At 61.1% G+C, this 26,627-nt stretch carries 24 protein-coding genes; 18 read left to right on the top strand and 6 right to left on the bottom strand.

The window, feature by feature from the left end; all coding sequences use genetic code 11:
* Nucleotides 1–41: 41 nt before the first annotated feature.
* The 4 genes from QYH69_RS14320 to QYH69_RS14335 all read right to left on the bottom strand — a co-directional run bounded on the left by QYH69_RS14320 (nt 42) and on the right by QYH69_RS14335 (nt 4,320).
* The gene (locus QYH69_RS14320) at nt 42–848 is read right to left on the bottom strand and encodes a hypothetical protein (RefSeq protein ID WP_374992416.1); all 807 of its coding nucleotides are present in this window, start codon (nt 846–848) and stop codon (nt 42–44) included.
* 47 nt (nt 849–895) lie between these two features.
* Complete coding sequence (locus QYH69_RS14325; RefSeq protein WP_308832521.1) at nt 896–1,804, bottom strand: substrate-binding domain-containing protein; 909 nt, start codon at nt 1,802–1,804, stop codon at nt 896–898.
* A gap of 65 nt (nt 1,805–1,869) precedes the next feature.
* Nucleotides 1,870–2,283 carry a c-type cytochrome gene (locus QYH69_RS14330; protein WP_308832522.1) on the bottom strand — a complete coding sequence of 138 codons (414 nt, stop codon included), beginning with the start codon at nt 2,281–2,283 and terminating at the stop codon, nt 1,870–1,872.
* Between the two features lie 228 nt (nt 2,284–2,511).
* Nucleotides 2,512–4,320 (bottom strand): methanol/ethanol family PQQ-dependent dehydrogenase, encoded by a 1,809-nt coding sequence (locus QYH69_RS14335; RefSeq protein WP_308832523.1) that lies wholly within the window; start codon nt 4,318–4,320, stop codon nt 2,512–2,514.
* Nucleotides 4,321–4,604: 284 nt separating this feature from the next.
* Between QYH69_RS14335 and QYH69_RS14340 the strand changes: the two genes are divergently transcribed.
* From QYH69_RS14340 to QYH69_RS14380, 9 genes are all read left to right on the top strand, one after another.
* On the top strand, nt 4,605–4,991 hold the full coding sequence (locus QYH69_RS14340) for a 4a-hydroxytetrahydrobiopterin dehydratase (RefSeq protein WP_308832524.1): 387 nt from the start codon (nt 4,605–4,607) through the stop codon (nt 4,989–4,991).
* A 132-nt stretch (nt 4,992–5,123) separates the two neighbouring features.
* Nucleotides 5,124–6,158, top strand: a complete 1,035-nt coding sequence (locus QYH69_RS14345) for a beta-ribofuranosylaminobenzene 5'-phosphate synthase family protein (protein ID WP_308832525.1) — start codon at nt 5,124–5,126, stop codon at nt 6,156–6,158.
* A 136-nt stretch (nt 6,159–6,294) separates the two neighbouring features.
* The gene (locus tag QYH69_RS14350) at nt 6,295–7,221 is read left to right on the top strand and encodes a methylenetetrahydromethanopterin dehydrogenase (protein WP_308832526.1); all 927 of its coding nucleotides are present in this window, start codon (nt 6,295–6,297) and stop codon (nt 7,219–7,221) included.
* 18 nt (nt 7,222–7,239) lie between these two features.
* On the top strand, nt 7,240–8,523 hold the full coding sequence (locus QYH69_RS14355; protein WP_308832527.1) for an ATP-grasp domain-containing protein: 1,284 nt from the start codon (nt 7,240–7,242) through the stop codon (nt 8,521–8,523).
* Nucleotides 8,498–9,607 carry a methenyltetrahydromethanopterin cyclohydrolase gene (gene mch, locus QYH69_RS14360; RefSeq protein ID WP_308832528.1) on the top strand — a complete coding sequence of 370 codons (1,110 nt, stop codon included), beginning with the start codon at nt 8,498–8,500 and terminating at the stop codon, nt 9,605–9,607. Before QYH69_RS14355 ends, mch begins: the two co-directional genes overlap by 26 nt.
* On the top strand, nt 9,604–10,653 hold the full coding sequence (locus tag QYH69_RS14365; RefSeq protein WP_308832529.1) for a RimK family alpha-L-glutamate ligase: 1,050 nt from the start codon (nt 9,604–9,606) through the stop codon (nt 10,651–10,653). The genes mch and QYH69_RS14365 overlap by 4 nt, the downstream gene beginning before the upstream one ends.
* Nucleotides 10,640–11,536 (top strand): triphosphoribosyl-dephospho-CoA synthase, encoded by an 897-nt coding sequence (locus QYH69_RS14370; RefSeq protein WP_308832530.1) that lies wholly within the window; start codon nt 10,640–10,642, stop codon nt 11,534–11,536. The genes QYH69_RS14365 and QYH69_RS14370 overlap by 14 nt, the downstream gene beginning before the upstream one ends.
* 131 nt (nt 11,537–11,667) lie before the next feature.
* A complete protein-coding gene (gene fae / locus QYH69_RS14375) occupies nt 11,668–12,177 on the top strand; it encodes a formaldehyde-activating enzyme (RefSeq protein ID WP_075159723.1) in 510 nt (169 codons plus the stop codon).
* Between the two features lie 104 nt (nt 12,178–12,281).
* Nucleotides 12,282–12,710, top strand: a complete 429-nt coding sequence (locus tag QYH69_RS14380; RefSeq protein ID WP_308832531.1) for a hypothetical protein — start codon at nt 12,282–12,284, stop codon at nt 12,708–12,710.
* Nucleotides 12,711–12,775: 65 nt separating this feature from the next.
* Here the strand turns inward: QYH69_RS14380 and QYH69_RS14385 are convergent, their stop codons facing one another.
* The gene (locus tag QYH69_RS14385; RefSeq protein WP_374992413.1) at nt 12,776–13,303 is read right to left on the bottom strand and encodes a dihydroneopterin aldolase; all 528 of its coding nucleotides are present in this window, start codon (nt 13,301–13,303) and stop codon (nt 12,776–12,778) included.
* 366 nt (nt 13,304–13,669) lie between these two features.
* Between QYH69_RS14385 and QYH69_RS14390 the strand changes: the two genes are divergently transcribed.
* Genes QYH69_RS14390 through QYH69_RS14400 form a run of 3 tightly spaced genes read left to right on the top strand, consistent with a single transcriptional unit; the run spans nt 13,670 to nt 17,730 of the window.
* On the top strand, nt 13,670–15,763 hold the full coding sequence (locus QYH69_RS14390; protein ID WP_308832532.1) for a sigma-54-dependent Fis family transcriptional regulator: 2,094 nt from the start codon (nt 13,670–13,672) through the stop codon (nt 15,761–15,763).
* A 6-nt stretch (nt 15,764–15,769) separates the two neighbouring features.
* Nucleotides 15,770–16,369, top strand: a complete 600-nt coding sequence (locus tag QYH69_RS14395) for a flavoprotein (RefSeq protein WP_308832533.1) — start codon at nt 15,770–15,772, stop codon at nt 16,367–16,369.
* Complete coding sequence (locus QYH69_RS14400; protein ID WP_308832534.1) at nt 16,348–17,730, top strand: DUF6513 domain-containing protein; 1,383 nt, start codon at nt 16,348–16,350, stop codon at nt 17,728–17,730. Before QYH69_RS14395 ends, QYH69_RS14400 begins: the two co-directional genes overlap by 22 nt.
* A gap of 132 nt (nt 17,731–17,862) precedes the next feature.
* Here the strand turns inward: QYH69_RS14400 and QYH69_RS14405 are convergent, their stop codons facing one another.
* Nucleotides 17,863–18,225 (bottom strand): DUF4148 domain-containing protein, encoded by a 363-nt coding sequence (locus QYH69_RS14405; RefSeq protein WP_308832535.1) that lies wholly within the window; start codon nt 18,223–18,225, stop codon nt 17,863–17,865.
* Nucleotides 18,226–18,943: 718 nt separating this feature from the next.
* Between QYH69_RS14405 and QYH69_RS14410 the strand changes: the two genes are divergently transcribed.
* From QYH69_RS14410 to QYH69_RS14435, 6 genes are all read left to right on the top strand, one after another.
* Entirely contained in the window at nt 18,944–21,205 is a 2,262-nt protein-coding gene (locus QYH69_RS14410) for a type VI secretion system tip protein VgrG (RefSeq protein ID WP_308832536.1), read from the top strand.
* A 4-nt stretch (nt 21,206–21,209) separates the two neighbouring features.
* Complete coding sequence (locus QYH69_RS14415; RefSeq protein WP_308832537.1) at nt 21,210–22,907, top strand: M23 family metallopeptidase; 1,698 nt, start codon at nt 21,210–21,212, stop codon at nt 22,905–22,907.
* A gap of 58 nt (nt 22,908–22,965) precedes the next feature.
* Complete coding sequence (locus QYH69_RS14420; protein ID WP_308832538.1) at nt 22,966–23,613, top strand: hypothetical protein; 648 nt, start codon at nt 22,966–22,968, stop codon at nt 23,611–23,613.
* Between the two features lie 87 nt (nt 23,614–23,700).
* Entirely contained in the window at nt 23,701–24,288 is a 588-nt protein-coding gene (locus QYH69_RS14425; protein ID WP_308832539.1) for a hypothetical protein, read from the top strand.
* A 602-nt stretch (nt 24,289–24,890) separates the two neighbouring features.
* The gene (locus QYH69_RS14430; protein WP_308832540.1) at nt 24,891–25,151 is read left to right on the top strand and encodes a PAAR domain-containing protein; all 261 of its coding nucleotides are present in this window, start codon (nt 24,891–24,893) and stop codon (nt 25,149–25,151) included.
* Complete coding sequence (locus QYH69_RS14435; protein WP_308832541.1) at nt 25,151–26,443, top strand: hypothetical protein; 1,293 nt, start codon at nt 25,151–25,153, stop codon at nt 26,441–26,443. The genes QYH69_RS14430 and QYH69_RS14435 overlap by 1 nt, the downstream gene beginning before the upstream one ends.
* Nucleotides 26,444–26,627 lie beyond the last annotated feature (184 nt).

Below are 26,627 nucleotides of genomic sequence, written 5' to 3' on the forward strand. Positions count from 1 at the left end.
GTTGCCTCAGGGACTGCGTTAGCGGCCCGCGCGCCCGCTTTTCAGCGGCTCGCGCGCGGTCCGTTCGGCGGTGGCGGCGGCACCGGCGTGCCATGCGCCGGCGGCGGCACGAGCTTGCGCACGGCGCCCGTGAAACTCAGCGTTTCCGTGAGGCGCGGATGCGCGAAGTCGTTCTTCTCTCCAGGCACTTCGGTTCGAATCAGCGATACGCCACCGGGTATGTCGTCCGCAAACACGAACGTATAGCGCTTGCCGAGGAAATCGGGAAAACGTTGTGCGTTCGGGTCGTTCAGATAGGGCTGGATCTCGACCTTGCGCGCCTTTACCGTCTTGCCGTTCGCGTTGCTCGTCACCGGCGTGATCGGCGGATTTGCGGCAAGCGCGAGCCGCACGCGCTTCTGGAAATAGCGGCGCTGGCCGCCCGTCAGCTGTTCCATTTCGGCGATATCGCGCTCGAGAAAATAGACGATCACCGGGTTGCAGGGTAGCCCGCCCGACGGCACCGAGACCTTGCCGGTGCGATCGCTGACGCTCGCATCGTCAGCCGAATTGTTCGCACTTTTCACGAGCACTCGCACGGTGTCGCTGGCCTTTTCAGGCGGATGCGATAGCGTCATCGCGTAGTCGAGCTCGGTTTGCGCCGCGACGCCGCGCAAGTGCGGCGTCATGAACAGCAGCCGCTCGGCCGGCGCGATCTCGTTTGCCGCATCCGATGCCGGCGACGCCGCCTCTGCACCGGACGCCGCTGGCGTAGCCGCATGCACCGACGCCAGCGGCAAGACCAACGCCGCCGCCGCACATAATGCGCTCACCGCACACCACGACGGACGCATCGTCGCATGCCGCATGACGCACCACGCGGTTCCGCGCCGCATGAACTTCGCAGGCGTGTCCATCATTGCGGCGTATTCGACGCGACGGGCGCGCTGGCAATCGGCAGCAGCGGCACGTCATAGCTCGTGAGAATCGTATTGATCTTGTCCTGATGCGTCGCGATCCACTGGTCGACCTTGTCGTGCCACGCTTTTTCGCCGTGGCGCGTCCCCATCGCGATCTCGAAGTCGAAACGGATGCCGGGCTGCGGCGGAAACGGCACGAGTTTCGCGGTGTCCCCCGAACGCTTCACGAAGTAACCGGCAATCGGCCCCCAGACGAACACGACGTCGACGTTGCCCTGCTTCAGGTCATGCTGGATCATCTCGCCCGGGAACGCCTGCGGATCGCCGCTTTGCGCCTGATACGACACGGCCTGGTCGATCAGGTTGTTCGCGAGCAGCCAGTCCACCGCTGGTGTTTGCGCGAAAATGCCCAGGCGCAATTTCTTCAGTTGATCGGGCGGCAGCTTCAACAGATCGCTCGGCGTGTTGATGTTCGCGAACTCCGGCTTTTTACTGAAGACCATCGCGTAAGTCGAATGCAGATACGGGCGTGTCGTCGCCGTCATGTCGTAACCACGCGGCACGCCGACAATCAGATCGCACTTGTAGCGCTCGGTATTGGGCTCCTTTTCGCGCAGCGTGTGCCGCACGAAACCCATGCGCTGCGGAAAGTAGGTGTATTCGACCTTGTAGCCGAAATCGCTCGCCATGGCTTCGGCGATCTTGTTCTCGTAGCCCTCGCCCTTGTCGTTCGACAACGGCAGGTTGTTCGGGTCCGCGCACACGCGCAGCACCTTGTCGGCGCCGTCGTTATTCGGCAGCGACGGCGCATTCTGCGCCTGCGCGAACGGCACCGCGCAGCTCGCGCACGAAAGCGCGAGCGCGGCGCGCAAGATATAAGCAAATCGGGTTCTGCGAGCGGACATGACTATCTCCGAAACGGGAAACATCGGGAAACCGATAGGGCCGACGGGGGCGGTCCGCAATCAGGTCATTTGTCGATCGGTTGCAGATCGCCCGGATTGATCTTTCCGTCGGAACGCCCTTTCAGATACGAATAAAGGTTTTCCCAATTCTTTTGCATCATCTGGCTCGAACTGAAGTCGGGCATACCCTTGTCGATGCGTCCACCGAATACGGTGCGATGGAATTCGTTCTTGTCGAGCGTCTTGAATGCATCGATGAGCGACGGGCCGACGAGACCCTCCTGTTTTGCGCCGTGACACCGTTCGCAGGCTAGCGCGCGCCACGTTTTCCAGCCGAGGTAGGTATCGCCATCGACCTTGTTGCCGTCTACCACCTTGTAGGCAACCGGTTTCATCTGCGTAGCATTGGTCTGCCCATATGCGACCGGCCACGCAAATACAGCCACTGCAAACGGCAACAACATCAAACGGCCTTTCATGCGTTCGTCTCCCATCCACACTGTCGCTTTCATTCCCGGCCAGCCCGGTTCCAGCTGCCGTGCCCGCCGGATGGCGCGCATACCGCATGCCCTCGCAGTGCGGTATGCGCGCCCCCGATATTTCGCATCGCTACTCGTACAGCGCTACTCGTGCATCGCTATTCGTCAAGCGCAGGCTTTCGTTTCGACGAGAAAGCCTGCGCCTGTTCGCTCATACGAGGCGTGCCATCAGCTCGGAATCGCGAAGACGAACAACGTGCCGCCGAGCGCCGTGTACTTCGCGAGTTCGCGATAACCGCCGACCGCGCCGAGACCTTCGGTCGACTTCTGCAGGCCCGCGGCCATCCCGATGCCGGCCCAGCCGCCGATGCCCGAATACACGCCGACGTACTGTTTGCCGTCAAAGGTGTAAGTGAACACGTTGCCGATGATTCCGGACGGCGTCTTGAACTTCCACAGCTCCTTGCCGTCGCTGATCCGCACCGCCTTGATGTAGCCTTCGAGCGTGCCGTAGAACACGATGCCGCCGGCCGTCGCGAGAGCGCCGGACCATACCGAGAACCGCTCGGGCTTCGACCAGACGATCTTGCCCTTCGACGCATCCCACGCGATGAAATTGCCCATCGCGCCGTTCTCGTTCGGACCCGGGAACATCGACAGCGTCGCGCCGACATAGGGCTGGCCCGACACGTAGTCGACATCGAACGGTTCGTAGTCCATGCAGACGTGATTGGTCGGCACGAGGAACAGCTTCGACTTCGGATCGAACGCGGCAGGCTGCTGGTCTTTCGAGCCGAGCGCCGCCGGGCAGATGCCCTTCACGTTGTGGTCGGGACCGGCCTTCTGCGTCGAATAGCTCGCGTTGCGAATCGGCAGGCCGCTCTTCAGGTCGACGCTTTCCGCCCAGTTCACCGCCGGGTCGTACTTGTTCGCGACCAGTAGTTGGCCCGTTTCGCGGTTCAGCGTATACCCGAAGCCGTTGCGGTCGAAGTGCACGATTGCGGGAACCGTCTTGCCGTTCATCGGGATGTCCGCGAGGATCATCTCGTTCACGCCGTCGTAGTCCCACTCGTCGTGCGGCGTCATCTGATACACCCACTTCGCCTTGCCGGTGTTCAGATCACGCGCGAAGATCGACATCGACCACTTGTTGTCGCCTGGCCGCTGCGTCGGATTCCATGTGCCGGGGTTGCCGGTGCCGTAGTAGACGAGGTTCAGTTTCGGATCCCACGCGTACCAGCCCCATGTGGTACCGCCGCCGAGTTTCCACTGATCCCCCTTCCAGCTCTTTAGCGACGAATCCGCGCCGACCGGCTGCATCTTGCCGTCCGTCCACGTCATGGTCTTGTCCGGGTCGAGCAGCATCTCGTTGTCGGGACCGGTGCTGTACGCCTTCCAGACCTCCTTGCCGGTCTTGATGTCATACGCGATCAGACGCCCGCGTACGCCGAACTCGCCGCCCGAAATGCCGGTCAGTATCTTGTCGCCGAATACGTGCGGCGCATTCGTGTTGGTTTCGCCGGCCTTCGGATCGCCGTTCTTCGCCGACCAGACAACGTCGCCGGTCTTCGCATTGAGCGCGACGAGCGTCGTGTCGGCCTGCTGCAGGAAGATCTTGCCGTCGCCATACGCGAGACCGCGATTCACCGTGTCGCAACACATCACGGAAATAACCTGCGTGTCCTGCTTGGGCTCGTATTGCCAGATGAAGGTCTTGTCCTTCAGGTTGATCGCGATCACCTTGTTAGGGAATGGCGAATGGATATACATCGTGTCGCCGATCACGAGCGGAGAGCCTTCATGACCGCGCAGCACGCCGGTCGACATCGTCCATGCGACTTGCAGCTTGCCTACGTTGTTCTCGTTGATCTGCTTGAGCGGGCTATAGCGATGATTGGCATAGTCGCCCGCCTGTGCAGCCCAGTTGGATGGGTTCTTCAGCAGCGAATCGAGCTGCGGATCGGCGTGTGCGAAGAATGAACTCAGTGCCGTTGCCGCAGCCACCGCCAGTCCTAGAACCACGGTGCGTACGTTCATGTGTCTCCTCCAGAATGGGTAAACCGTCCACCTCACGATGAAACGCTACCGCGCTACACCAGCCGCGCCGTCCGGATGCGGGTAACGAGCCAGATTCAAGCCGGATTCTTTGCCCGGCTCATGCGTATGAAGGCTGATCGCATATTCCATGCCGACCGCGAGCTTTGTCGGTGTACCGCGCATGCAGGCGTCAAGGTGTGCCGATTCGCTTCGGATGACGATACATACTGTGTCAAATACGCGATACATTGCAGGCGTCCGCTTCATGTTCATCGAGGTCAGTCATGGCACAAGCCGAGCGAGTGTATTCAGATCAGGAAGTCGAAGCGCGTCTCGTGGGTGCGTTGCAGCACTGGTATCTGGAAGATGGATGGCTCCGGCGCAAATACAAAACCGAAAGCTGGAAAGGCACGCTGATGGTGGTCAACACGGTCGGCCATCTCGCCGAAGCCGCGTGGCATCACCCGGATCTGACCGTGTCTTATGCGTTCGTCATCGTCAAGCTGAAAACGCACACGGCCAAAGGGATCACCGATAAAGACTTCGCGCTTGCGAACAAGATCGAGGAAGTGATCCAGTGGCAGCCGGCCAAGGAAGGCGGCCCGCTCGAAGGCACGCCCGCCGACGATCAGCGTTTCCGCTATATGAAGTACGACGCCCCGAAGAGCTAGACGCGGCACGCGATCGGTTCGCGTGCGTGGTATGGCTTTTGCCTTACAGCTTCTGTTTCGCATCTGCTGGCTCGCGCGCAGTGCAGGCGCGCGGCCCGGTCCGAACCACGACGCGACAAGGACACGCTTGCCATGCCGATTGACTCTGACCACATCGCGCCGCTATCGGCGGTCACCGTCGACGCACCGGCCCGTTTGCATCTGGGCTTTCTCGACCCGAGCGCGTCGCTCGGGCGCGCGTTCGGCAGCGTCGGCCTCGTGATCGAAGGACGCGGTACGCGCGTCAGCGCGCGGCGGGCGGAACGCTCGCATATCGCGCGGGCGCCGAACGATGCGCTGCGCGCGCGGGCCGCGCTGTATCTCGACCGCTTGCGCGATGCGTGGGGTGGTCCTTCCATCGCCGTCGATATCGATCAGGCCTCGCGTGCGCATTGCGGGCTCGGCTCGGGCACCCAGCTCGCACTCGCGATCGGCACCGCGTTCGCGCGGCTCGCCGGTGTGCCCGCCTCGAGCGATGAAATCGCGCGGCTGCTCGGGCGCGGCGCGCGCTCCGGCATCGGCGCGCTCGGTTTCGATCATGGCGGCCTGATTGTCGATGGCGGTCCTGCGCGCGGTACGCGGCCGCAAGACGCTCGTATGCCGCCGCTGCTGTTTCGCCAGGCGTTTCCCGATGCGTGGCGCGTCGTGCTGATCGACGACGCCGATCTCGAAGGGCTGCACGGCGACGAGGAGCGGCGCAGCCTTGCCGCACTGCCGCCGTTTCCGCAGTCGCTGGCCGCGCACCTGTGCCATCTCGTGATGATGCGTGTCTTGCCCGGCATCGCCGAGCAGGACTTCGACGCCTTCGCGGACAGCATCAGCGCAGTGCAGCAAACGATCGGCGAATACTTCGCGCCCGTCCAGGGCGGCATCTTCACGAGCGCCGCGGTCGGCCGCGCGCTGCAGGCGATCGCGGACGAGCAGAAGGCCGGTATCGGCCAGACGTCGTGGGGGCCGACCGGCTTTGCGTTCGTGCGCAGCGCGCAAGCCGCGGAACGCGCGCTCGCGGCGGCCCGCGCGGCAACCCGCGACGAAGCCTCCGTGACGTGCGCGGTGACGGTCGGGCGCAATCGCGGCGCGACCTTTAGCGTCGAGCGCATGCGCAACTGCAGAGTCGACGTCGGATGACGCGCGTCGCACGCGCGTGCATTCACCGCGCACCGCCGCGATACCGATATCGCCGTGCAGCCGACATTGCAGACACCGCCTCACGTCGCCCCGCACTCCCGAAACGGTCCTTGATCCTTAGATATTAGCCACTGCCATGTCCGAAGCTACCGAAAGGCCATACATCCTGCATATGTTCACGGCCACGCCGCAGATGAGTCCGTTCGACGTCAACATGGCGGCCGACGCGGGCTATCAGATCGTCGTGCCGTACAGCAACGTCGACGCGAGCAACGTCGTGCAGCTCACGCAAGACGCGATCTTTTCGCGCGGGCCGAAAGGCGTATCGCGCACCGGCATCTTTATCGGCGGGCGCGATGTGATGCTCGCCGCCGACATGCTCGATCTCGCGCGCCAGGCGATGGTGCCGCCGTTCGAGGTGTCGGTATTCGCGGACCCGAGCGGTGCGTACACGACGTCGGCCGCATTGGTCGCGCTCGTCGAACGCACCTTGAAATCCGAGCACGGCGAAGACCTCGGCGGCAAACAGGTGCTGATTCTCGGGGGCACCGGCGCGGTCGGGCGCGTGTCGGCCGCGCTCTTTGCATCGCTCGGTGCGGAAGTATCGATCGCGAGCCACTCCGACGCAGCGCGCGCGCAGCGCGTCAGCGACGAGGTCAACAAGCGGTTCAGCATCGCGACTCGAGGCATCGGCGCCGGCACACCCGATGCGCTGCATGCGGCGCTCGCGAACGCAGATGTCGTGATCGGCTCCGCCGCGGCCGGCGTGCAGGTCGTCGCGAACGCGGACCTTGCGCATGCGCAGCAGATGCGGGTCGCCGCCGACGTCAATGCAGTGCCACCCGAAGGCATCGCGGGCGTCAACGTGATGGACAACGGCAAGCCGCTGGCCGGTGCCGCGCGGCCCGACGCGGTTGGCATCGGCGCGCTCGCGATCGGCAACGTCAAATACCAGGTCGAGCATCGTCTGTTTCTGCGAATGCGCATGGGCGGCAAGCCCGTGTACCTCGGTTTCGCAGAAGCGTTCGACGAGGCGCGTGCGATCGTCGCCGGCCGCGACTGATACGGCCGCCCGAACGTCATGCAGGCAAGGCTTCCTGCCCGACCTTCTTCCGCGCGCGTATCGGCACGGCCCTATGCGCGTACGTACGATATCCGCGTGCCGTTCGTCGCGATCGCGGGTTTGTCTGCGCGGCTTCTTACCGAGTCGGCAGCGCAGACACGGCTCAATGTCGCCGCGCTCGATCTGTTTGGCGATCGCGATACGCGGAAGCGCGCGAAGGTGTGGCTCCATGTCGGTGGCGAGGGCTTGTCAGTCGATCGCGACAAGCTGTTCGAGGCGCTTGCGCGAGTGGCACGGCTGCCAAGGATGCAGGGCCTGATCGCGGGCAGCGGGCTCGAGCCGTTCGCGCGCGAGTTGCATGAGCGGGCGGACATGCCACGGTTTATCGGTAACGATATGCACGCGATCGAAGCGGTGCGTGAGCCGACGCGTTTCTTTGCGTTGCTCGACGAGCTGGGCGTTGAGCATCCGGAAGTTTCGCTTACGCGGCCCGTCGATGCACGAGGTTGGCTCGGGAAGCGGGCTGACGGGTGCGGCGGTACGCATATTCGGGCAGCAAGTGAATTCCCATCGGGTGCATCCGATGCCGCCGCGACGCCGCCGGTCTACTTCCAGCGTCTCGCTGCGGGCCGCTCGGTGTCCGCGCTCTTTGTTGCCGCGGGCGGCAAAGCCGTGATCGTCGGCTTCGCCGAACAGCTGACGGTCTCGCACGGAGCGCTGCCGTTCATCCACACCGGCTCGCTCGGTCCAATCGACCTGCCGCCGCCCGTTGCGTCGCGCATCGATGAGATCGTGCAAGCAATCGTCGCGAAGACCGGCCTCGTCGGCATGAACAGCATCGACTTCCTGCTTGACGGCAACGACATGACCAGTGTGCTCGAAATCAATGCGCGCCCTTCGTCGACCGCCGCGCTTTATGAAATCGCATCGCCTGCGATGTGGCCGCATGGTTTGCTCGCCTGTCATATCGATGCGTGTCTGAAGGGCCGCTTGCCGCAGTCGCTCAACGCTGCGCCAGGAGCCGCGCCGCAACGCTACGCCGCCCAACGCGTCGCGTTCTCCGCACACAGCTTCACCGTCACGCAGCGCTTCAGCGACACGCTTTTCGCCGCGCCGTGGTGCCGCGATATCCCGCAGCCCGGCGTACGCATCGCGGCCGGCGAGCCAGTCTGCACGCTGATCGCAACCGCTGCGGCTCCCGCCCGCCTGCGCGACGAACTGGAGCGGCAGCGGGCGCGCCTTCTCGAACTGATCGACACCTGCCAGGAGTCCCACGATGACCTCCACACACGAACCGGCTGACCATTCCCAAACGCATGACGATGCGATCAGCGTCAACAGCCTCACCGCACCGCTCGTTGCACAGCTGATTGCCGATGCGGCACGGCTGCGGATCGGCGTGTCCCGCAGCGCATCGGGCACGACGATCGTCGATGCCGGCGTTGCGGTGCGCGGCAGCGTCGAAGCGGGCGTGCAAATCGCGCGCATCTGCATGGGCGGCCTCGGCCAGGTCGCGCCGCGCGTCGCCGTCGAGCGCGAGCCGCTGTGGCCCGCCATGATCGAAGTGCATACGTCGACGCCGGTCATCGCCTGTCTCGGCAGCCAGTACGCGGGCTGGAGCCTGTCGGCCACCAAAGAGCAGAACAACGGCAAGAAATTTTTTTCGCTCGGCTCGGGGCCGGCCCGCGCGCTCGCGTGCAAGGAGCCGCTCTTCGACGAACTCGCCTATCGCGATCGCCACGACAGCGGCGTGCTCGTGATGGAAGTGCACCAGTTGCCGCCGCAAGCGGTGATCGACAAGGTACTCGACGATTGCGGCCTCGCGCCCGAGCGGTTGACGATCGTCGTCACGCCGACACAGTCTGTCGCGGGGACGGTGCAGGTCGTTTCGCGCGTCGTCGAAGTCGCGCTACATAAAGCACATGTGCTCGGCACGCATCTGCCCGACATCGTCGAAGCGAGCGGCACCGCCCCCCTGCCGCCGCCCGCGCCCGATGCGCTCGCTGCAATGGGCCGCACGAACGACGCCATCCTTTACGGCGGCCGCGTGCATCTGACCGTGACCGGCGATACGCTCGCACGCAAACTCGCAGCCGAACTGCCGTCGTGGAATTCGCGCGATTACGGCCGGCCGTTCGCCGATGTATTCGCGTCGTTCAACCACGACTTCTATCAGATCGACCCCGCGCTGTTCGCGCCGGCAGAGGTGTGGGTCGCAAGCCTCGAAAGCGGCGCGACTTACTACGGCGGGCGGCTCGACGGTGCGTTGCTGCATCGCCAGTGGAACGGCGCGGCAGACCCGCTTGCGGCCGGTGCGTCGGCGTTCCATTCGGGTTCGTTCGGTGCATCGTCCGACACAGGCCATACCGGAACAGGTGCGCAATGATCGACACGCCGATCGGTGCCGGCCTGCGCGTCGCGATCATGACCGACGAAACCGGCTGGCACACCTCGCGCCTCAAGAAAGCGTTTCGGGCGCGCGGCGTCGACGCGCGCTGCATCGACCTCGCCGCCTGCCGCATCGACACGACATGGGAACCGTATGGCCTCGCGCTGCCCGGCTTTGCGCACGCGCTGCCCGATGCCGTGTTCGTGCGCGGCATCGCGGGCGGCACGTTCGAGCAGGTGACGCTGCGCCTCGGCATCCTGCATGCGCTGCGCGAATGCGGCGTGCCCGTCTATAACGATGCGCGTGCGATCGAGCGCAGCGTCGATAAATCGATGACGAGTTTTCTGCTGCACCGCAGCGGCGTGCCGACACCGGCGACCTGGGCAGGCGAATCGGCTGCATTCGCGCAGCGCGTGCTGATGCGTGAGACCGCTGCGGGACATCAGGTCGTGCTGAAACCGCTATTTGGTTCGCAGGGCAAAGGCTTACGCCGGCTCGGCGCGAGCGTGCGGCGCGACGGCACGCTCGTGCCGCTGCCGCCGCTCAGGCAATATCAGCAGGTCGCGTATTTACAGCGCTTTGTAGGCGACGACGGTGCACGGACGCGGCTGCGGGCCGGCGCGCATCGTGCTGAAGCCGCATTCGACTGGCGCGTACTCGTGATCGGCGGTCGCGCGGTCGCGGCGATGCGGCGCACCGGCGGCCGCGGCTGGATTCACAACGTCGCTCGTGGCGCCCATTGCGCGTCCGCGGAGCTTGACGACACGCTTGCTGAAATCGCCGTGCGCGCGACGCACGCGCTTGGGCTTGACTATGCGGGCGTCGACCTGATTCCTGCGCCGTCCGCCGATCCATCGCCCGAGCATCCGTCCGCCAGTCCACTCGTGCTCGAAGTCAACGGCGTCGCCGCATGGCGAGGGCTGCAATCGGTGACGCAGTTCGATATCGCCGCAGCGCTCGTCGACGACCTGCTCGACCGAAAACTCGCGGCGACAGGCGCCACGCCCGTCGAACCGACTCCGCTGCGCCATGCCAGCGTCTGACGACCCGCTCGTACTCGCACGCCACGCCTTCCTGCGTGCATGCAGCCTCGACGTCGAGACGCCGAAGCCCGGCAACGTCAGCGTGCACAGCGCCGGTCACCGGATGGATGCCCAACAATTCATCGCAAGCGCCGCCGCCTGCGCCCCGGCGCTGTTCGCGCATGCCACGCCCGTCGGCTCGCGCATTCTCGATGCGGTGATGAGCACGCAACGGGCGGCCGGCTGCAACACGAATCTCGGTATCGTGCTGCTTATTGCGCCGCTTGCCGCCGCACTCGAAGAACCGGGCAGCCTGCTGGGCGCGGCGCAGTGGCGCGAAGCGACAGAACGCGTGCTCGCGCGCCTCTCCGTCGACGACGCGCAAGCGGCTTATATGGCGATTCGCGCGGCGAACCCGGGCGGTCTCGGCGATGCATCCGAACAATCGGTGCACGCGCAACCGACCATCGGACTGCGTGCCGCCATGCAACTCGCCGCGAAGCGCGACAGCATCGCGCGCCAGTACGAAAACGGCTTCGCCGATATCTTCACGACCGGTCTCGCCGCGATCGAGAACCTGCTACAGATAAACCCGGATGCGGCTCCTGAGACGATCACCCTCGATGTGTTCCTCACGTACCTCTCGTCATGGCCCGACTCGCACATTGTGCGCAAGCAGGGCGTGACGGTGGCGCAAAGTGTCACGCGCGAAGCTGCGAGGCGCCACGCGCAATGGCGTCTTGCGCCGTTCGGCCCGCAGGCGGCTCGACTCGATGCATGGGATGCCGAATTAAAGCACGACGGCATTAATCCGGGCACGAGCGCTGATTTGACGGTCGCGACATTGTTTGCGGCGATCTGTCTTGCGCCGCAGCGTTACCTGAAGAGCGTGACCCGCACCTGAAAAGGCCTCGAATTGGCACGCTTCCTGTTAGACAGGGCGATGGTGCTTTCTCCGCTCGCCCCTCGCGGCAATTCGCCGTGCGCCGCGAGCGACCCCCGCGTCGACCGATCCAACTTCAACGGAGGAACAGCATGGCCAAGATTAATCGCGTCCTGGTAGGCGAGTCGCTAATCGGCGATGGTAACGAGGTCGCTCACATCGATCTGATCATCGGACCGCGCGGTTCGGCAGCCGAGACCGCATTCTGCAATGCACTGACGAACAACAAGGACGGCTTTACGTCGCTCCTCGCGGTGGTCGCGCCGAACCTCATGGCGAAGCCGAACACCATCCTGTTCAACAAGGTGACCATCAAGGGCGCTAAACAGGCGGTTCAGATGTTCGGCCCGGCACAGCACGCGGTGGCGCTGGCGGTCGCCGATTCTGTCGAAGACGGCACGATTCCGAAGGACGAAGCCGACGACCTCTTTATCTGCGTCGGTGTGTTCATTCACTGGCAGGCCGATGACGACAAGAAGATTCAGGAGTTCAACTACAAGGCGACGCGCGAAGCGTTGCAACGTGCGGTAGCGGGCGAGCCCAGCGCGGCGGAAGTGGTATCGAAGAAGAGTTCGGCCGCACACCCGTTTGCGCCGAACTGAACTTCGATGTCTGGATGCCGGTGCGAAAATTCGCGCGGCGGGCGGTGACCCGGCGCGCGGCTTGCATCGGCAGATGATCATCGTGTTTCGATAAGAGGTCTCGCATGACTTCATGTTGCCGCACTCGGCTCGCGATCGTCTCTATCGCGCTCGCCGCGTGTCTGCCGCCTGCCGCGCTGGCTCAGCAAAGTGCACCGGCTGCGCCAGGCAAGGCGGCGTCCGCGCAAGGTTATAGCTATCCGACCGAGGGAAGAGTCGAGTACGTGCTCGGCTGCATGGACGAAAACGGACACGATTTCGCGAACGTCTATAAATGCTCGTGCACGATCGACAAGATCGCGGCGGCGCTGCCGTACGACGAATACGTCGAACAGTCGACATTCTCGAAGTACGCGACGATGGGCGGCGAAGGCGGCGCCGAATTCCGGATGGACAAGGCGCGCGCACAAACGAAGAAATTCCGCGCGTTGCAACAGACTGCGTACGATCAGTGCGGGTTGGGTAAACCCGCAACGTCTGCGGCGGCCAAATAGCGTTGGATGGTGCGCCAAAGCGTAAAGGCGCGCTCGAATTCGAGCGCGCCTTTACGCATGAGCGATCAATCGGGAATCAGCCCTTCTCCGAGCGACCCGCATGCGCCCCAGGCACTGCGTGTCTGGCTGCGTCTGCGTTCGATCAGCACGCCGACGGCGGACACGTCGTCGAACTTCGCGGGCTTGGACAGCGATACGCGCACCCAATGCGCGCCGAATGAGCCGATCGCCAGTTGCGCGATCTGCTCGGCCAGCGCCTCGAGCAACTGAACTTTGTGCGTTGCAAGAAGTTTGTGCAGCGCGGTTCGCACGGCCGAGTAGTCGACGGTGTCGCCGATGCGGTCGGTATGGCATGCGCGCAGCGACGGAACGCCGATGGCGAGGTCGAGCCGCACCGGCTGCGCGGTATGCAGTTCCGGCGCATCGATGCCGATAACGGTCTGGCCGGTGAAGCCTTCGATAAACACGATGTCCAGCGGAACGCGCGCCGGCGCGTCGGTTATCGCAGTGCCTGCCGCAAGCCGGTCGTTCATGGCGCCAGGCGGTATGTCGATCGGTTGCCGGGTCGCGCGAATTGCATCGAAACGCTCCATAAAGTAACTCCGCCGCCTGTCGGCTTTTGATGGAATGGAATGACTGTGATCCGGGTCTTTGGATTTGCGCCATGCATATGAACGAACACCTATGAACGAAAACACGCAAATCGCAAGCCTGTCACGCTAAGCAAAAAGCGCGCGCAAAATGCGGGCCTTATAAGACTACTTATTGATGACGCGCGCTAACGGTTGTAGAGTGTTTGCGACGGGCAATGAAGCAGGTGCCTACAATCGTCTGTTGTGGCTTGGCGGATGCGCGACGCAGAATCGCGCGGCGCGCAGGGGAAGAGGTACACCTATAAAAGGCGTCGGCGCGCCGCTCGAACGGTACGGATAAGCCGAACGCAATGGAGACGCCCCAATATGTCATCGCTCGCTGACATCAACTCGCATGTTCGTGATGTTTTAAACACGGTTCACAACCAGTCGCCGACTCGACAGACGAGCGACTCGGTCGCGCAGTCGTGGACGCGCTGCCTGAACGAGTTCGGTCTCGACCCGGGCCGCTTCATCATGCCGCCGGTGCTCACGCAGCATGAACTTGCCGCGCGCCGCGAAGCCGCGACCGACCTGATCGCATGCTCGAAGCTCGAAATGACGACGCTTTACCAGCAGCTTGCGGATCCGAGCCTCGCAGTCGTGCTGACCGATGCGGACGGCGTGATCGTGCATCAGGTGTCCTCGGTGCCGTTCGGCGAAGCAGTCGCGGCGGACGGGCTGCGCGTCGGCGCCGTGTGGAGCGAGCGCACCGCGGGCACGAACGGTATGGGCACCTGTCTTGCCGAACGCGAATGTCTTGCGGTCTATCAGCACGAACACTTCTATCCGCGCTACACGTCCCTCACCTGCTCGGCTGCGCCGATTTTCGACGACCGCGGCATTGTCGCCGGTGTGCTCGACGTGACGAGCCGATCGAGATTGCTGCAGCAGCATTCGCTGGTGCTTGTCGGCATGTCGCGGCAGATGATCGAAAACCGGCTTATCGATTCGCGCTACCGGCGCGCCAACATGATCCATTTTCATAGCCGGCCTGAATTCGTCGGCACGCTGCACGCAGGCAAGCTCGCCGTCGACGACGAAGGGATCGTGCTCGCCGCGAGCCGCAGCGCGCTATTCCAGCTCGATCTGCGTTCGCCGGACCAGCTATGCGGCAAACGCATCGAAGAGGCGTTCAACGCGAGCCTCGAGGATATGATCGCGCGCAGCATTCGCGGCTCGTTCCATCCGGTTACGGTCTACGGCGCGCATACGAACAACCGGTTTTTCCTTGTCGCGCAGACGCCGCGCGATGCGACGACGTTCGCGAGCGCGTTCTCGACATTGCCGGCGCCGCGCGCCGGCACAGCCGGCTCTGGCGATACGGCGACGCGTGGGCGCATCGCCGCCAAAGCGAAGGAAGCCGCGCGCGCACCCGCAAGCGGACGCCTCGACAAGCTGTCGCAGCTCGAATTCGGCGATCCGCGCATGGCCTCGCAGATTCAGCTCGCGGCGCGTGCGATTCAACGCAAGATTCCGATTATCCTGCGCGGCCAGACGGGCACCGGCAAGGAAGTATTCGCGAATGCGCTGCACAGCATCAGCCCGAATAGCGGCGGCAGCTTTGTCGCGGTGAATTGCGCGTCGCTACCGGAGAATCTGATCGAGAGCGAGCTGTTCGGCTATCGCGCGGGCGCATTCACGGGCGCGCAACGCGAAGGACGGCGCGGCAAGATCGTGCAGGCCAATAACGGCACGCTATTTCTCGACGAAATCGGCGATATGCCGATGGCGCTGCAAGCGCGCCTGTTGCGCGTGCTCGAGGAACACGAGGTCACGCCGCTCGGCACCGAAACCACCTTGAAGGTGGACTTCCAGCTGATCAGCGCGAGTCACCGTAATCTGCTCGATCTCGTGCAGCGCGGGATGTTCCGCGAAGACTTGTATTACCGGCTTAGCGGCATTGAAATCAATCTGCCGGCGCTGCACGAACGCGCGGACATCGGCGCACTGATCCAGCATCTGCTGGATAGCGAAGCGGACGATGCGCCGCCGCTTAGCGCCGAAGCGCGCCAGGCGCTGCTCAACTATGCATGGCCCGGCAATATTCGCCAGTTGCGGCACGTTCTGCAAATGGCGATCGCGCTGTGCGACGGACCGGAGATTCGCTGCGCGCACTTGCCGCCGGAAATCACACAGGGCACCGTTGCGGTCGCAACCATTGCGGCGCGCGCCGCGCAAGCTTCGCCTTCGTCGATGAACGACATGCTCGCGTTACCGGACGATTGCGATGTGTCGAGCCTGAACGCAATACAGATCAAGGAGCGCGAAACGGTGCTCGCGATGCTCGACGAACACCGCTGGAACGTGAGCAATGTCGCGAAGACGCTCGGCATCAGCCGCAACACCTTGTACCGGAAGATGCACAGACTGTATATCCGGCTTTCGCACGACACACCGCCGCCGCCTAACGATGCGTGAGGTTCGATGAGTGCGCCGTCGCCCGCCCGCCGCCCCGGCGAATTCAGGTCTGACGCGCGCTTTGCATGGTGCGTGACGGGCTCCGGTCATATGATCGAGGAATCGGTCGACCTCGCGCTGCAATTGCCGGGCGTCGATATGTTTCTGTCGGCAGCGGGCGAAGAAGTGTTGCCGCTTTATGGCTGGCCTGTCGCGAAGCTGCGTGAACATTTCCGCGTGATCCGCGACAACAGCGCGAGCAGCGTGCCGGTCGGCATGCTGTATGAAGGCCTTTACCACACGGTAGTGATTGCGCCCGCAACGAGCAATACGGTTGCGAAGTGCGCGTTCGGCATCTCCGACACCTTGCCGACGAATCTGTACGCGCAAGCGGGCAAGCAATGCGTGCCCGGCATCGTTTTCGCGTGCGACACCGAGCCGACCGTGATTACGCAGAGCCCGCACGACTGGGTCGAATTGCGTCCACGCGCGATCGAGTTCGAGAATGTCGAGCGGCTTGCGCGGATCGAACACACGAGCGTCGCGCGCTCGCTCGACGAACTGCGCGCCGCGCTCACGCAACGACTGTCGATACTCGGGCTCGCATGGAACACATCGTCTTCCTGACCGGCAGGCTCGCCGAAAAAAGCGTCGTGCAAGTGCTCGAGGGTTTCGCAAATCCGACATTTACGTGGGAAGTGCGCGAAATCGGGCTGCAGGTCGCGGGGCTCATGACGGCCGATATGATCCGGCGGCGCTTGGCCGTGCCGGTGAACGCCGATCGGGTGATCGTGCCTGGACGTTGTCGTGGCGATATGAACGCATTGACCGCTCATTTCGGCGTACCGGTTGAGCGCGGGCCGGAAGAGATCAAGGACTTGCCGCAGTTCTTCGGGCAGGCAGCGCGCAAGCTCGATCTATCGCGCTATGAGACGGAGATCTTCGCGGAGATCGTCGATGCGCCGCGCCTCGATCTCGATGGCATTGCCGCACGCGCCAGACGCTATGCGGATGAAGGCGCGGATGTGATCGATGTCGGCTGCTTGCCCGATACGCCGTTTCCTCATCTGGAAGACGCTGTGCGCATGCTGAAGGATGCAGGCTACCGCGTTAGCGTCGATTCAATGGTTACCGATGAATTGCTGCGCGGTGGGTGTGCCGGCGCCGACTATCTGATGAGTCTGAACGTCGATACGCTGTGGATCGCCGATGAGGTGCCCGCGACGCCGATTGTCGTTGCGCGCGAGCCGCGCGATACGGCATCGCTGCACCAGGCGATCGATGCATTGCTCGAGCGCGGCAAGCCGTTTCTCGCCGATCCGATTCTCGATCCGATTCCATTTGGATTTGCGGCTTCTGTAGCGCGTTATGTCGCATTGCGCGAGCGGTATCCGGATGTGGCGATCATGCTCGGGATCGGCAACGTGACCGAGTTGACCGAAGCGGATACCACAGGGATTAATGCGGTGTTGATGGGCATCGCGGCTGAGTTGCATGTTTCCGCCGTGCTGACCACTTCGGTTAGCCTGCATGCGCGGCGCGCAGTGCGCGAAGCGGATGTCGCGCGGCGGGTGATGCATGCGGCTGAACGCGCGCAGGTGCTGCCTAAAGGTATTTCAGGCGACCTCGCTGCCTTGCATTCGAAACGGCCGTTTCCCTATGACGCTCACGAAATTGCCGAATTTGCCGCCGGTGTGCGAGATCCCAATTTTCGCGTGCAAGTGTCGAGCGATGGGATTCATGTGTATAACCGCGATGGACATTTGACAGGCGTCGATCCATTTGGGTTTTATCCGCAGCTAGACGTGGACCACGATGGTGGACACGCGTTTTATCTGGGCGTGCAACTCGCGCGCGCGGAAATCGCCTGGCAGTTAGGCAAGCGGTTCGATCAGGATGAAATGCTCGATTGGGGATGCGCAGTGGACCGGCCGGAGAAAGACCTTACCGCGTGGCATGCGCCGGGAAGCACAAAGAAGAAGGGGTGACGCGTAGACGCGCAGACGCGGCACTGCATCGATATTTCGTCGAGCCAGTGCCGCGTCCTGAATCAAACCGCCGTCAAACCGGACTTCGGCCGGCTCGTTTGCCGGCCTGTTTGTCGACTTACTTGCCGTGACTTACTTGCCGTAATAGACCGGCTGTTCGCCGTCTGCGCTTGGCGTGTTAGCCGGCTGCATCGGCTGTTGCGATCCGCCGGATGCCGAAGAGCCAGGCATCACCCCGCCATATCCGCTGCTCGCTTCAGCTGCGCGTATCTGCTGCGCGCCAATGCGTGCCTCGGCAGCCTGAGCTTCGCGCGGATACGATGTCTGGTCGCCGACCGACTGGTTGTATCCGGCCCGCTGAACGTCGATCAGATCCTGTCTCACCTCCGCGCGCGTTAGCGAATTGTTCGCCGGTGCATATGTCTGCTGCGCGAAAGCGGCCAGCGGAGTAGCGACGAGTGCGGCTACTGCAGCAACGTGTTTAATCGACTTCATCGTAGTCCTCCCATGAATGAGGTTGAGATGCACGAGTTAAGGTGCATCCCTTGTGCCCGGCATCGCAACCGCTCGCTTCCGCCACTGCGCGATGGGAAATAATTTCGTTGTGGCCGGAATTAACGCAATTATTTAGTCATTGCATCAGCGCTATAGGCATCGTCAGCCGGCCTCGATTACCGGCCGATGCGTGATCGCGCAACCATTACTTGTGAACTCTTTTCTTGTTCCACTATGAATCGGTCATTGATGGATGACCGAACCGGAAATTTCTCGAGGAACCGCATGGGCGCGCTCCGCCGCCGGGAAGAAGAGTCGATGAATTTTTACAGGGAAAGAGCAGATTAACCCCTGTTCCTCTCGCTTACTACTATTCAGATCGCGTAGCGCAACCACCCGCGTCTCCTTCCGCACTTCCACGCGAGTCTTTGGGAAAACTTGAACTCGCGAGGAAATAGCCATCCGTAGTTTTCCTCAAGACTCGATTGAAAAGATTTGTCAAAGATCGACAAGGAGGATGGACACCGCGTAATTTGGACATTAGCTTTTCAGGGTGAATAGCCGTGCACGGTCGCTTATATTTGCACGCCTCGTCAATTTCCCTAAGAAGAGCATCGCAATCTCGTCCTCTATGCGAAAGATCCAGGAAATTCTGCGGTATCCAAGCGCACGCTTAAGACAAAAGTTCGATTTATCGATTGTCACAGTCAAGCAATCTTTGTCTGTCGTCAGCTTCGAACTCGAGGAAGCGCTGAACACGACATACAAGCTTGATCTCGTCGTCACCTCGTCCGATCACGAAATGGACGGTGGTGCCTGCGTCGGGCGGCGTGCGACTTTCACGATTATCGAAGAGGGCTCGGTACCGTCGCTGGTCGATGTGATGGAGCCGGTGATAGAACCCGCGCGACTCGTACACGGGGTCGTGACACGCTGGGAGCGCCGATCGTCGAGCCGCGATGAAACGACCTACGCGCTGCGCATCGAACCGCGTTTCGCGTTGCTTGCACATGTGCACGATTCGGGCGTATTCCGCAACAAAACCATGAGTGATCTGATCAGGGAATGCATCGTCGATCGCAAGCTGTTCGATCCGCACGACATCGAGTTTCATCTTGAGGGCGTCGAAGAAAAATTCGAGCAGACGGTGATGTACGAGGAGACCGTCAAAGGCTTTATCGATCGCCATTGCCGGCGCGCGGGCATCTACTACTACTTCAAGCAGGGTGATAAAGCCTGGCGCGACATCGTGGTGTTCGGCAATAATCCGCGCGGCTATGTCCGTGCACTCGAATTGCCGTTGATGCCCGACGCCGGACTGAATGCCAATTGGCACGAAGCCGTGCTGTCGATCGGCACGGTGCGCGAACTGGCGCCGGCTGCGATCGAGCTATGGGACCGCAACTACCGCGAGCCTGCAGACTCGCTAAAGGCGAGCACCGTGGTAGCTCACGATGACGAGTCGCTGTTCGGCCGCGTCAATCGCAGCGATGAGCATCATCGCACGAGCGATGTCGGCGAGATGCTGGCTCACGCACGACGCGAGGAACTGGTCTCGCGGCAACAGACGTTGTACGGCACGAGCAACGCGATCGGCATGATGCCGGGACTCGTTGCGCGTTTGAGCAATCGCAAGCTGGCGGAGGCGCCTTACGGTTTCCTGATCACGCGTCTCAAGACAAAGGGCAGCCGCAGCATGCCCGTGTTCAACGAGTTCGAGGCAACGCCCGCTCATCTTACATGGCGCCCGCCATACGATCCTGCAACGCATTGGCGCAAAGTGACGGGGGCGCTGACCGGCGTGATCAAGTCGGGTTCCAACGCACCGTATGCGTCCATCGATGAGCATGGCCGCTATGACGTCGAGCCGCTCTTTAGCAGACGGAGCGGCATGCGCGGCACGCATTTGATGTCGCTGCGGCTGTTGCGTCCGTCGGCGTCGTATCAAGGCGGATTTCATTCGCCGCTGTTGTCGGAGACAGAGGTGCAGCTCGTTGCAACGGATGGCGATGTCGATAGTCTGTTTATCGCAGGTGCGCTGCATGACTATGCGCACCCGGACGTCGTGCACGGTTTGCGGAGTTGGTATACCCGCTCGATGTGGCGTAGCCCGTTGCGGGGCGCAAAGGTTCGTCTTGAGGATGAGAAGGGCCAGGAAGGGTTCAAGGCTTCGACGGTTTATATGCAGACGTCGGTCAGTCTTGGTTATCTGGTGGACAGCAATCGGCAACCGCGCGGCGAAGGGTTTGAGATCCATACCGAAGGGTGCGGTACGGTGCATGCGCCGAAGGGGTTGTTTTTTTCGGCTGATGCGTTGTCGAGCAAGGATGCGCCGCAAACGGAGATGACGGCGGCTCGCAGCGAATTGCAGTCTTCACTGCAGCGAACCTCCTCGCTTGCAGAGGCGACCCAAAGCGCCAAGGCCGCGCCGGCCGACAAAGACACGCAGGCCAGTCTCACCGACGCGCTAGATGAACTGAAAGCGCCCACATTGCTGGCCAGTGCTCCTGCGGGTATTGGGCTAGTGACCCCGAAGTCGATCGCGCACGCGGCCGGCAAGAACCTGATCGTAACGGCCGGACGGCACGCAGACATCAGCGTGATGGGGCGCTTCACCGTCGCGGCCGGCAAACTGATTTCACTGTGCTCACACTTGCTGGGACTGAAACTCTTTGCTGCAAAAGGCAAGGTTGAAATTCAGGCGCAAAGCGATGCACTCGATCTGTTCGCCGAAAAGCAGCTGCATATAGCCAGCGCCGGAGCAAATGTGCTCGTAGCCGGGAAGGAAAAGGTCGTGTTGATGAGCGGTGGCGCGGCGATCACGATCGAAAACGGCAACGTGGTAATCGGCTGCCCCGGCGAATTCCGCATCAAGGCTGCATCGTTCGTATTCGAAGGTCCCGAGAACACGGGCATACCGCTTCCATTTCTGCCTAAAAGCGATGTCAAGCCCGGCGGCCATTATCCCTTTACTCGCTAACACCATGATCATCAGCCCTCCCTACCTGCCGGTTGAAGGTTTGAACTCCATCGACGCGTCGACGGATCCGGCGAAAGTCGACCTGATGATGGATCTCGTAGACAAATACGAGCTCGCGCACGGCGTCTATCCGATCGCATTCGACAGAAGGTGGCATTGCGGCGTGCATCTGATGCCGTCGATGCAAAACGAGGCGATTCACGCAATCGCCGACGGCGTCGTGGTGGCTTATCGCGTTTGCCAGCACGCGTACGACGGCGGAAGCGGGCCCCGGGATAGTCGCGCCGGATTCGTGTTGCTGCGTCACACGACCGAGACGGGCGATGCTCGCACGCTGACGTTTTATTCGCTTTATATGCATCTGCTGGACCTGGCCAGCTATCAGTCTGTTGGCGCGGACGCGCAACTTTTGCCTGAGTTTTTGCGTATGCCTGCTGCCGGTGATGATTCGGCGATACCGGCCGCACAGCCAGGCGAAGGCCGCAGGGTTTATCGCAAGGATGTGCTCGGTTGGACAGGAGGCTGTCACGGTCAACCGCATCTGCACTTCGAGATTTTCATGGCCAAGGCGGATTTCGATGCTTACTTCAAGAAAACGCAGCTTGGCCGAACGGAGGTGACTTCAGCGACAGGCAATGATTGTTGGGGGCACTGCTATTACCAGATTCCAGAGATGAGTTCATTTCGCTCGCTGCCGCGTGACGTCGATGACAACAACAAGTTGCGTGGTGTCGCATTCGACAGGCTACAAGCGGGGCAAAACGCGCTGCCCCTTTTTGTCGAGATGTATTTCCACAAAGGAAACAAGTACACGAATGTGTGGAGCGCGGCGCAGGACGGCAGCAGAAAGCTGATTACCCCACAACTGATCTGCGAGCCGGAATACGAGTACGACATGTACAAACGCGCGGACAACCTCTATCCGGCGTGTCCAAGCGACGGATACGAATTGCTTCGTTTCGGGCGGATCCTATCCAAGCCGGAAACGCTTACGTCAGCTTCGGCTAGTACTCCTCCGCCAATCGATGCGGCGATACAGGGCAATCCACGATCCATCACCCGATCGAGCCAACGCGCGACGTGGATGCGCGTCGCGTTCGAAGAGGGGAAAGAAGGGTACATCGATATAAGCGATCCAGCCGTACTCAAGCTATCGGATGCGGATTTTCCGTACTTCATGGGCTGGCAAAAAATCAGCGAGGGCAATGACCCGTTTAACGAAGATGGGTTGTGCGATATCGATGCGCTCAAGAAGATCGTCAGAGATACCGCTGAGCATCAAACGCCGCAGGAGATTGCGCTAAAGAAGGAATATCAGAAGGAAGACGCGCTCGCGCGCTACATGAAATCGAATGTTGCCGCGTGCAAACAGCTACGTGGATTCATTTGCGAGGCTCCGAGCGAATGGGACAGTACGCACAACGAGAATCGCTACCGGCAGCTCAAGGGCGAGGGTGAGTTTTACCACGGTAATGAAACGGGATATGCGGAGTTCATCAAGCTGCTGACGTCGTTTCGCAAGCGGATGAAAAAAGCACACCTTCTGCCCCGCCGGCAAGTCGGTTTTTTCCCAGAACTGATTTATTCGGCATTTCCGAAAGTGCGGATGGCTAAGCTTACGCGAGCAAGTCCAACTGCTTCCGCACAGATCTTCCGCGGGCGGTGTCATTTCGTGGAACGAAAGCCTGAGAAGGCTCACTGAGGGCAATGCCACAAGCACCGAGCATGCGCCACCTGGCATAGGGCTGGCATTAAACCACATGCTCGCGAAATACGGCTTCAATACCGGTCTCCGACAGGCTCATTTTGTGGGGCAAGCGTTTGAAGAAACCGGCGCATTGACTTCGGCGAAGGAGAAAGGCGATGCCGAATACTTCCGGAAAATGTACGAAAACTACACACCATCCGACGCGGCCTACGATTTCGATAACAAGTATAACTGGATAAAGAAGCTCGGCTACCTTAAAAACAGAAATCGCTCCGAATATATAGCGAAACGCCCCGCGGAGGTTCACGAGAAAGCAGTTTCGCGGGGAAACATCTCCCCTGGAGACGGCGCGCGCTTCAAAGGACGTGGATTAATTCACCTCACATGGCGCGATGGTTACGGTGATTACGCGAAATTTCGTGCTCGCGATTTTACGACAGATCCCAATCCAGAAAAACTCGAATCGGACGCTGAAACTGCAGCGGATTCGGCTGGATATTACTGGATCAAAATCAACATAATGAAAAAAGCCGATAGGGGTAGAGGTGACATTGATGTCAAAGAATGTTTCAAAAAAGTAGGCGGCGCCGGTGGATTAGCCGAAAGAACACTATTTTTTCACTACGCTGATTTCATTCTGGGCGACAGCCCAGATTTTCCCGCCGAACTTAAACTAGAACGACAAAGTGAGGACATCTAGATGCTTGCTCGAATATTAGCTTTGTACACGTCGTTGATAATGATTGCGCATGCCAAAGACAACACAGGGGCATACGAGACAAACCCTATGAATCCAGCGAGTGCGCGGCAGTGCGGAATAACGATGCGAATTCCGGCACTAAGGAACGTAGCAGATCAGGCGTTGGACTTCGGTTGTACGGGCGCTTACAAGGCCGATGGCGGAGCCGTTCTATCAATGGATTTCCAATATGATATAAGTCAGCATTATGAGGGAAACCAACATATTAGCTTTACAATTGAAAATGTCGGCATAGATGAGAAGATCAGCTCTGGAAAAGGCAGCATATTTCGAAATACACCGGATATTACCATGCCCATCCTATCGGCCGGTGCCGCATACGCAAATTCGAATTGCGGGCCATCAACAATGACCAGCATAAAGCGCATTCAAGGCGTGAACTGGCATGGGTGGATCGCGGAGAGAAGTTTTGGCAAAAATCGGCCAGACTGCAAACTGGATAAAGAATATACGTCCCGTTATCGCTGCATCCAGGTAATGTTCGGCAACGACACCATGACGGCCCAGCTTTGGGGAGTCTGCCTCTTGCGAAAAAAGTACATGAATGTTGAAAACGGATTCAGCTATGACCTGTTCATGGATATGCTGCTGTCGGCGCGCTTCGTCAACGAGTAGCGATTTACTATAGAAAACGGGCATGTTGGAAATATTTCAATATTTTCTTTCTCCTGCTTTCAATCAAATTTCTACTCAATAAAGAGAAAATCATTTTAGTTGAGAGTCGACATTTTAATGAAGAAACCTTTGTTTGCTTTGGTCATTCTGATATCCGCAGTATGCGGCCACTCGGAGGTTTTACGGAACGAGTCCAAGAACGCTCAACCGTCACGCGAGCTGTTGGAAACATGCGGTATGACGGCGCGAATGCCGGCCGATGTGTTCACTGAGAGGCAAACAAAGCTCGAAGCATGCATCGGCTCATACAAAGCACCGGGAGGTACCGTTTTATCAGCCACCCCTGCGGATCATAGTTCGTACGATCCCCGTTGGCTGGAGCGAATTCCGATGCTTCATGTTCGCGACATCAGCATCGAAAATTAGCGCAACCATGGTCCAAAAAGTTCGCTTTGTCCATTAGCGACGGCTTCATTCACGCAAATGCTGATTCGACGCGATATGTGTGCTTTTCCGTGGGCTCACAGAAAATCTCGTAACCGGCATGCGCGCCCATGGTTCCCGTTTCCCCAATCCACCCAATTTCGTCCTCCAGACCCAAAATGACCCTTCCCATCCGACAAGGCGACACGCTCGAAAACGGCGGCCAGGTAACCGGCGGCTCTCCATTCATGGTCTTCATGAACCGCCCTTTAGCACGTCAGGGCGACGCCGCCACCTGCGCACTACACGGTTCAACGACCGTCCGTGAGGGCCACGAACGATTTCCGGACCAGGACGGCAAGCTGGTCGCAATGCACTATCACCGGTGCGCGTGCGGTTGCCGCCTGATCTCATCGCTAACGAACGTCAGAATTGCGTGATGCCGGTCGATCTTTCTCCTGCCGGACTACCAAGTGTCTATCCCGCGCACGGCCCCCGCTTCTGGTCGTGGCTGGGCATCGGATGCGTATGCAACATGCTGGGTGCGCCGCTGGTTATCACGCTCTGGCCCGCAGGCTCGCCTACCCACGGCCTCGAATTTTGGGGATACGTGCTCGGGATTCCCAACCTCCTATTTGCCGTCGTTCTCGGCCTCCACCGTTCCGCATACGAGGTATTCTGGTTTCGAGCGCACTATCGGAACCAGTTCCGGGACAAATGGCTGCAGGACAAGCTACGCGTAGCGCAGCGGCCGCTGAAGGTACTGGCCATCGGCTACTCGTTGCCCATCGGCAATCAAACGCTTGCTGCTGTCATCGCCGACGGAAAAGCGCTCCCCAAACCACAGGCTCCGCGCAAAGGCTCGGGCATAGTCGTTCATGCCCGCTTTGCAGAAACGAACTCGCCTATAGACGATCCCTCCGATATTTCTTCACTCGAAGTTGACGCTAACGTTGACGTTGATGTCCAAGCCGGGCCGCCACCGGTAAGTCGCAAAAGCGTCACACCCTTGGCACTAAAAATCGCTAAGGCGCTCGAACCGCTAGCCGCCAGCCTCCATGCGCTGACGCTATACGAATCCGCGTATTGGCCGCAGGTGCGTGTGCTTGCCGCCGTCGGCGACGCCACGCTACTTGAAACGCAAGTTTGCGACGCACTGCGTATCGCCGGGCTCTCGGAACTCGCATGCCACGCCATTCCCTCCACGGACGGCCTGCTTGTCGCCGACGCATGGCTCGATGCGCAGGAGCGGCGCCCCCTACTAGTCGTCGCCACCGCGTGGCATGACGCCAATCCGTCTTTCGGCAGCACGGAGGGCTGCGTTGCGATTCTCCTCGATCCTGGCTTTTACCGGCTCCCAGCATCGGTGCCGGTGATCGGCACGCTGCACCGTCCCGTCGCAGGGCAACGCGCGGCACTGGGCGACCTGTTCGGAAACGCTGTGATATGGGGCAAAGTCACAGGCCCCGATATCAAGCGCGCCTGGATCACGCGTCTGACTACGAAAGAAGACAACACATTGCTTGCCGCTCTTCGCGAAGCATCGCGATCAGGCGTTGGAGGGCAGGAAGCGCGTCGCCACCCCGACCGAATCGTCGGCGACGCCGGCGCAGTCAACGGCTGGCTTTCCATCGCAGCGGCGATCGAGTCTGCCGAGGAAGGCCCTCACCTCATTATCGACCGCGACCAGGCCGCGGTCCTCCATGTCTTCTCTCATGCCGCTCATGACTAACATGCCGACGCCCACATCAGAGACACCTGCTGCCGCACGCCAACGCCTTGTCGCCGCATGGGGCTTTCCGTTCGCCGCTCTGAGCAGCGCGCTGCTTCTGGCGGCACTGATCTGGTCGAAGGGGGACTGGCTGGACCTTCCCTCGAGGGATGCGCGCATATCGGCGATTCTCTGGACCAGCTTC

This window comes from Paraburkholderia sp. SARCC-3016, from assembly GCF_031119615.1.
In the GTDB taxonomy this organism is placed as follows: Bacteria; Pseudomonadota; Gammaproteobacteria; order Burkholderiales; family Burkholderiaceae; genus Paraburkholderia.

What these genes read in the sequence shown, in the direction of transcription:
- QYH69_RS14400 (WP_308832534.1), top strand. Translation starts at nt 16,348, where the DNA reads ATGGAACACATCGTCTTCCTGACCGGCAGGCTCGCCGAAAAAAGCGTC.
- QYH69_RS14420 (WP_308832538.1), top strand. Translation starts at nt 22,966, where the DNA reads ATGCTCGCGAAATACGGCTTCAATACCGGTCTCCGACAGGCTCATTTT.
- QYH69_RS14330 (WP_308832522.1), bottom strand. Translation starts at nt 2,283, where the DNA reads ATGAAAGGCCGTTTGATGTTGTTGCCGTTTGCAGTGGCTGTATTTGCG.
- mch (WP_308832528.1), top strand. Translation starts at nt 8,498, where the DNA reads ATGACCTCCACACACGAACCGGCTGACCATTCCCAAACGCATGACGAT.
- QYH69_RS14435 (WP_308832541.1), top strand. Translation starts at nt 25,151, where the DNA reads ATGCCGGTCGATCTTTCTCCTGCCGGACTACCAAGTGTCTATCCCGCG.
- QYH69_RS14345 (WP_308832525.1), top strand. Translation starts at nt 5,124, where the DNA reads ATGCCGATTGACTCTGACCACATCGCGCCGCTATCGGCGGTCACCGTC.
- QYH69_RS14340 (WP_308832524.1), top strand. Translation starts at nt 4,605, where the DNA reads ATGGCACAAGCCGAGCGAGTGTATTCAGATCAGGAAGTCGAAGCGCGT.
- QYH69_RS14335 (WP_308832523.1), bottom strand. Translation starts at nt 4,320, where the DNA reads ATGAACGTACGCACCGTGGTTCTAGGACTGGCGGTGGCTGCGGCAACG.
- QYH69_RS14385 (WP_374992413.1), bottom strand. Translation starts at nt 13,303, where the DNA reads ATGGAGCGTTTCGATGCAATTCGCGCGACCCGGCAACCGATCGACATA.
- QYH69_RS14390 (WP_308832532.1), top strand. Translation starts at nt 13,670, where the DNA reads ATGTCATCGCTCGCTGACATCAACTCGCATGTTCGTGATGTTTTAAAC.
- QYH69_RS14405 (WP_308832535.1), bottom strand. Translation starts at nt 18,225, where the DNA reads ATGAAGTCGATTAAACACGTTGCTGCAGTAGCCGCACTCGTCGCTACT.
- QYH69_RS14355 (WP_308832527.1), top strand. Translation starts at nt 7,240, where the DNA reads ATGCAGGCAAGGCTTCCTGCCCGACCTTCTTCCGCGCGCGTATCGGCA.
- QYH69_RS14365 (WP_308832529.1), top strand. Translation starts at nt 9,604, where the DNA reads ATGATCGACACGCCGATCGGTGCCGGCCTGCGCGTCGCGATCATGACC.
- QYH69_RS14325 (WP_308832521.1), bottom strand. Translation starts at nt 1,804, where the DNA reads ATGTCCGCTCGCAGAACCCGATTTGCTTATATCTTGCGCGCCGCGCTC.
- QYH69_RS14395 (WP_308832533.1), top strand. Translation starts at nt 15,770, where the DNA reads ATGAGTGCGCCGTCGCCCGCCCGCCGCCCCGGCGAATTCAGGTCTGAC.
- QYH69_RS14415 (WP_308832537.1), top strand. Translation starts at nt 21,210, where the DNA reads ATGATCATCAGCCCTCCCTACCTGCCGGTTGAAGGTTTGAACTCCATC.
- QYH69_RS14380 (WP_308832531.1), top strand. Translation starts at nt 12,282, where the DNA reads ATGACTTCATGTTGCCGCACTCGGCTCGCGATCGTCTCTATCGCGCTC.
- fae (WP_075159723.1), top strand. Translation starts at nt 11,668, where the DNA reads ATGGCCAAGATTAATCGCGTCCTGGTAGGCGAGTCGCTAATCGGCGAT.
- QYH69_RS14350 (WP_308832526.1), top strand. Translation starts at nt 6,295, where the DNA reads ATGTCCGAAGCTACCGAAAGGCCATACATCCTGCATATGTTCACGGCC.
- QYH69_RS14430 (WP_308832540.1), top strand. Translation starts at nt 24,891, where the DNA reads ATGACCCTTCCCATCCGACAAGGCGACACGCTCGAAAACGGCGGCCAG.
- QYH69_RS14370 (WP_308832530.1), top strand. Translation starts at nt 10,640, where the DNA reads ATGCCAGCGTCTGACGACCCGCTCGTACTCGCACGCCACGCCTTCCTG.
- QYH69_RS14320 (WP_374992416.1), bottom strand. Translation starts at nt 848, where the DNA reads ATGCGGCATGCGACGATGCGTCCGTCGTGGTGTGCGGTGAGCGCATTA.
- QYH69_RS14425 (WP_308832539.1), top strand. Translation starts at nt 23,701, where the DNA reads ATGAATCCAGCGAGTGCGCGGCAGTGCGGAATAACGATGCGAATTCCG.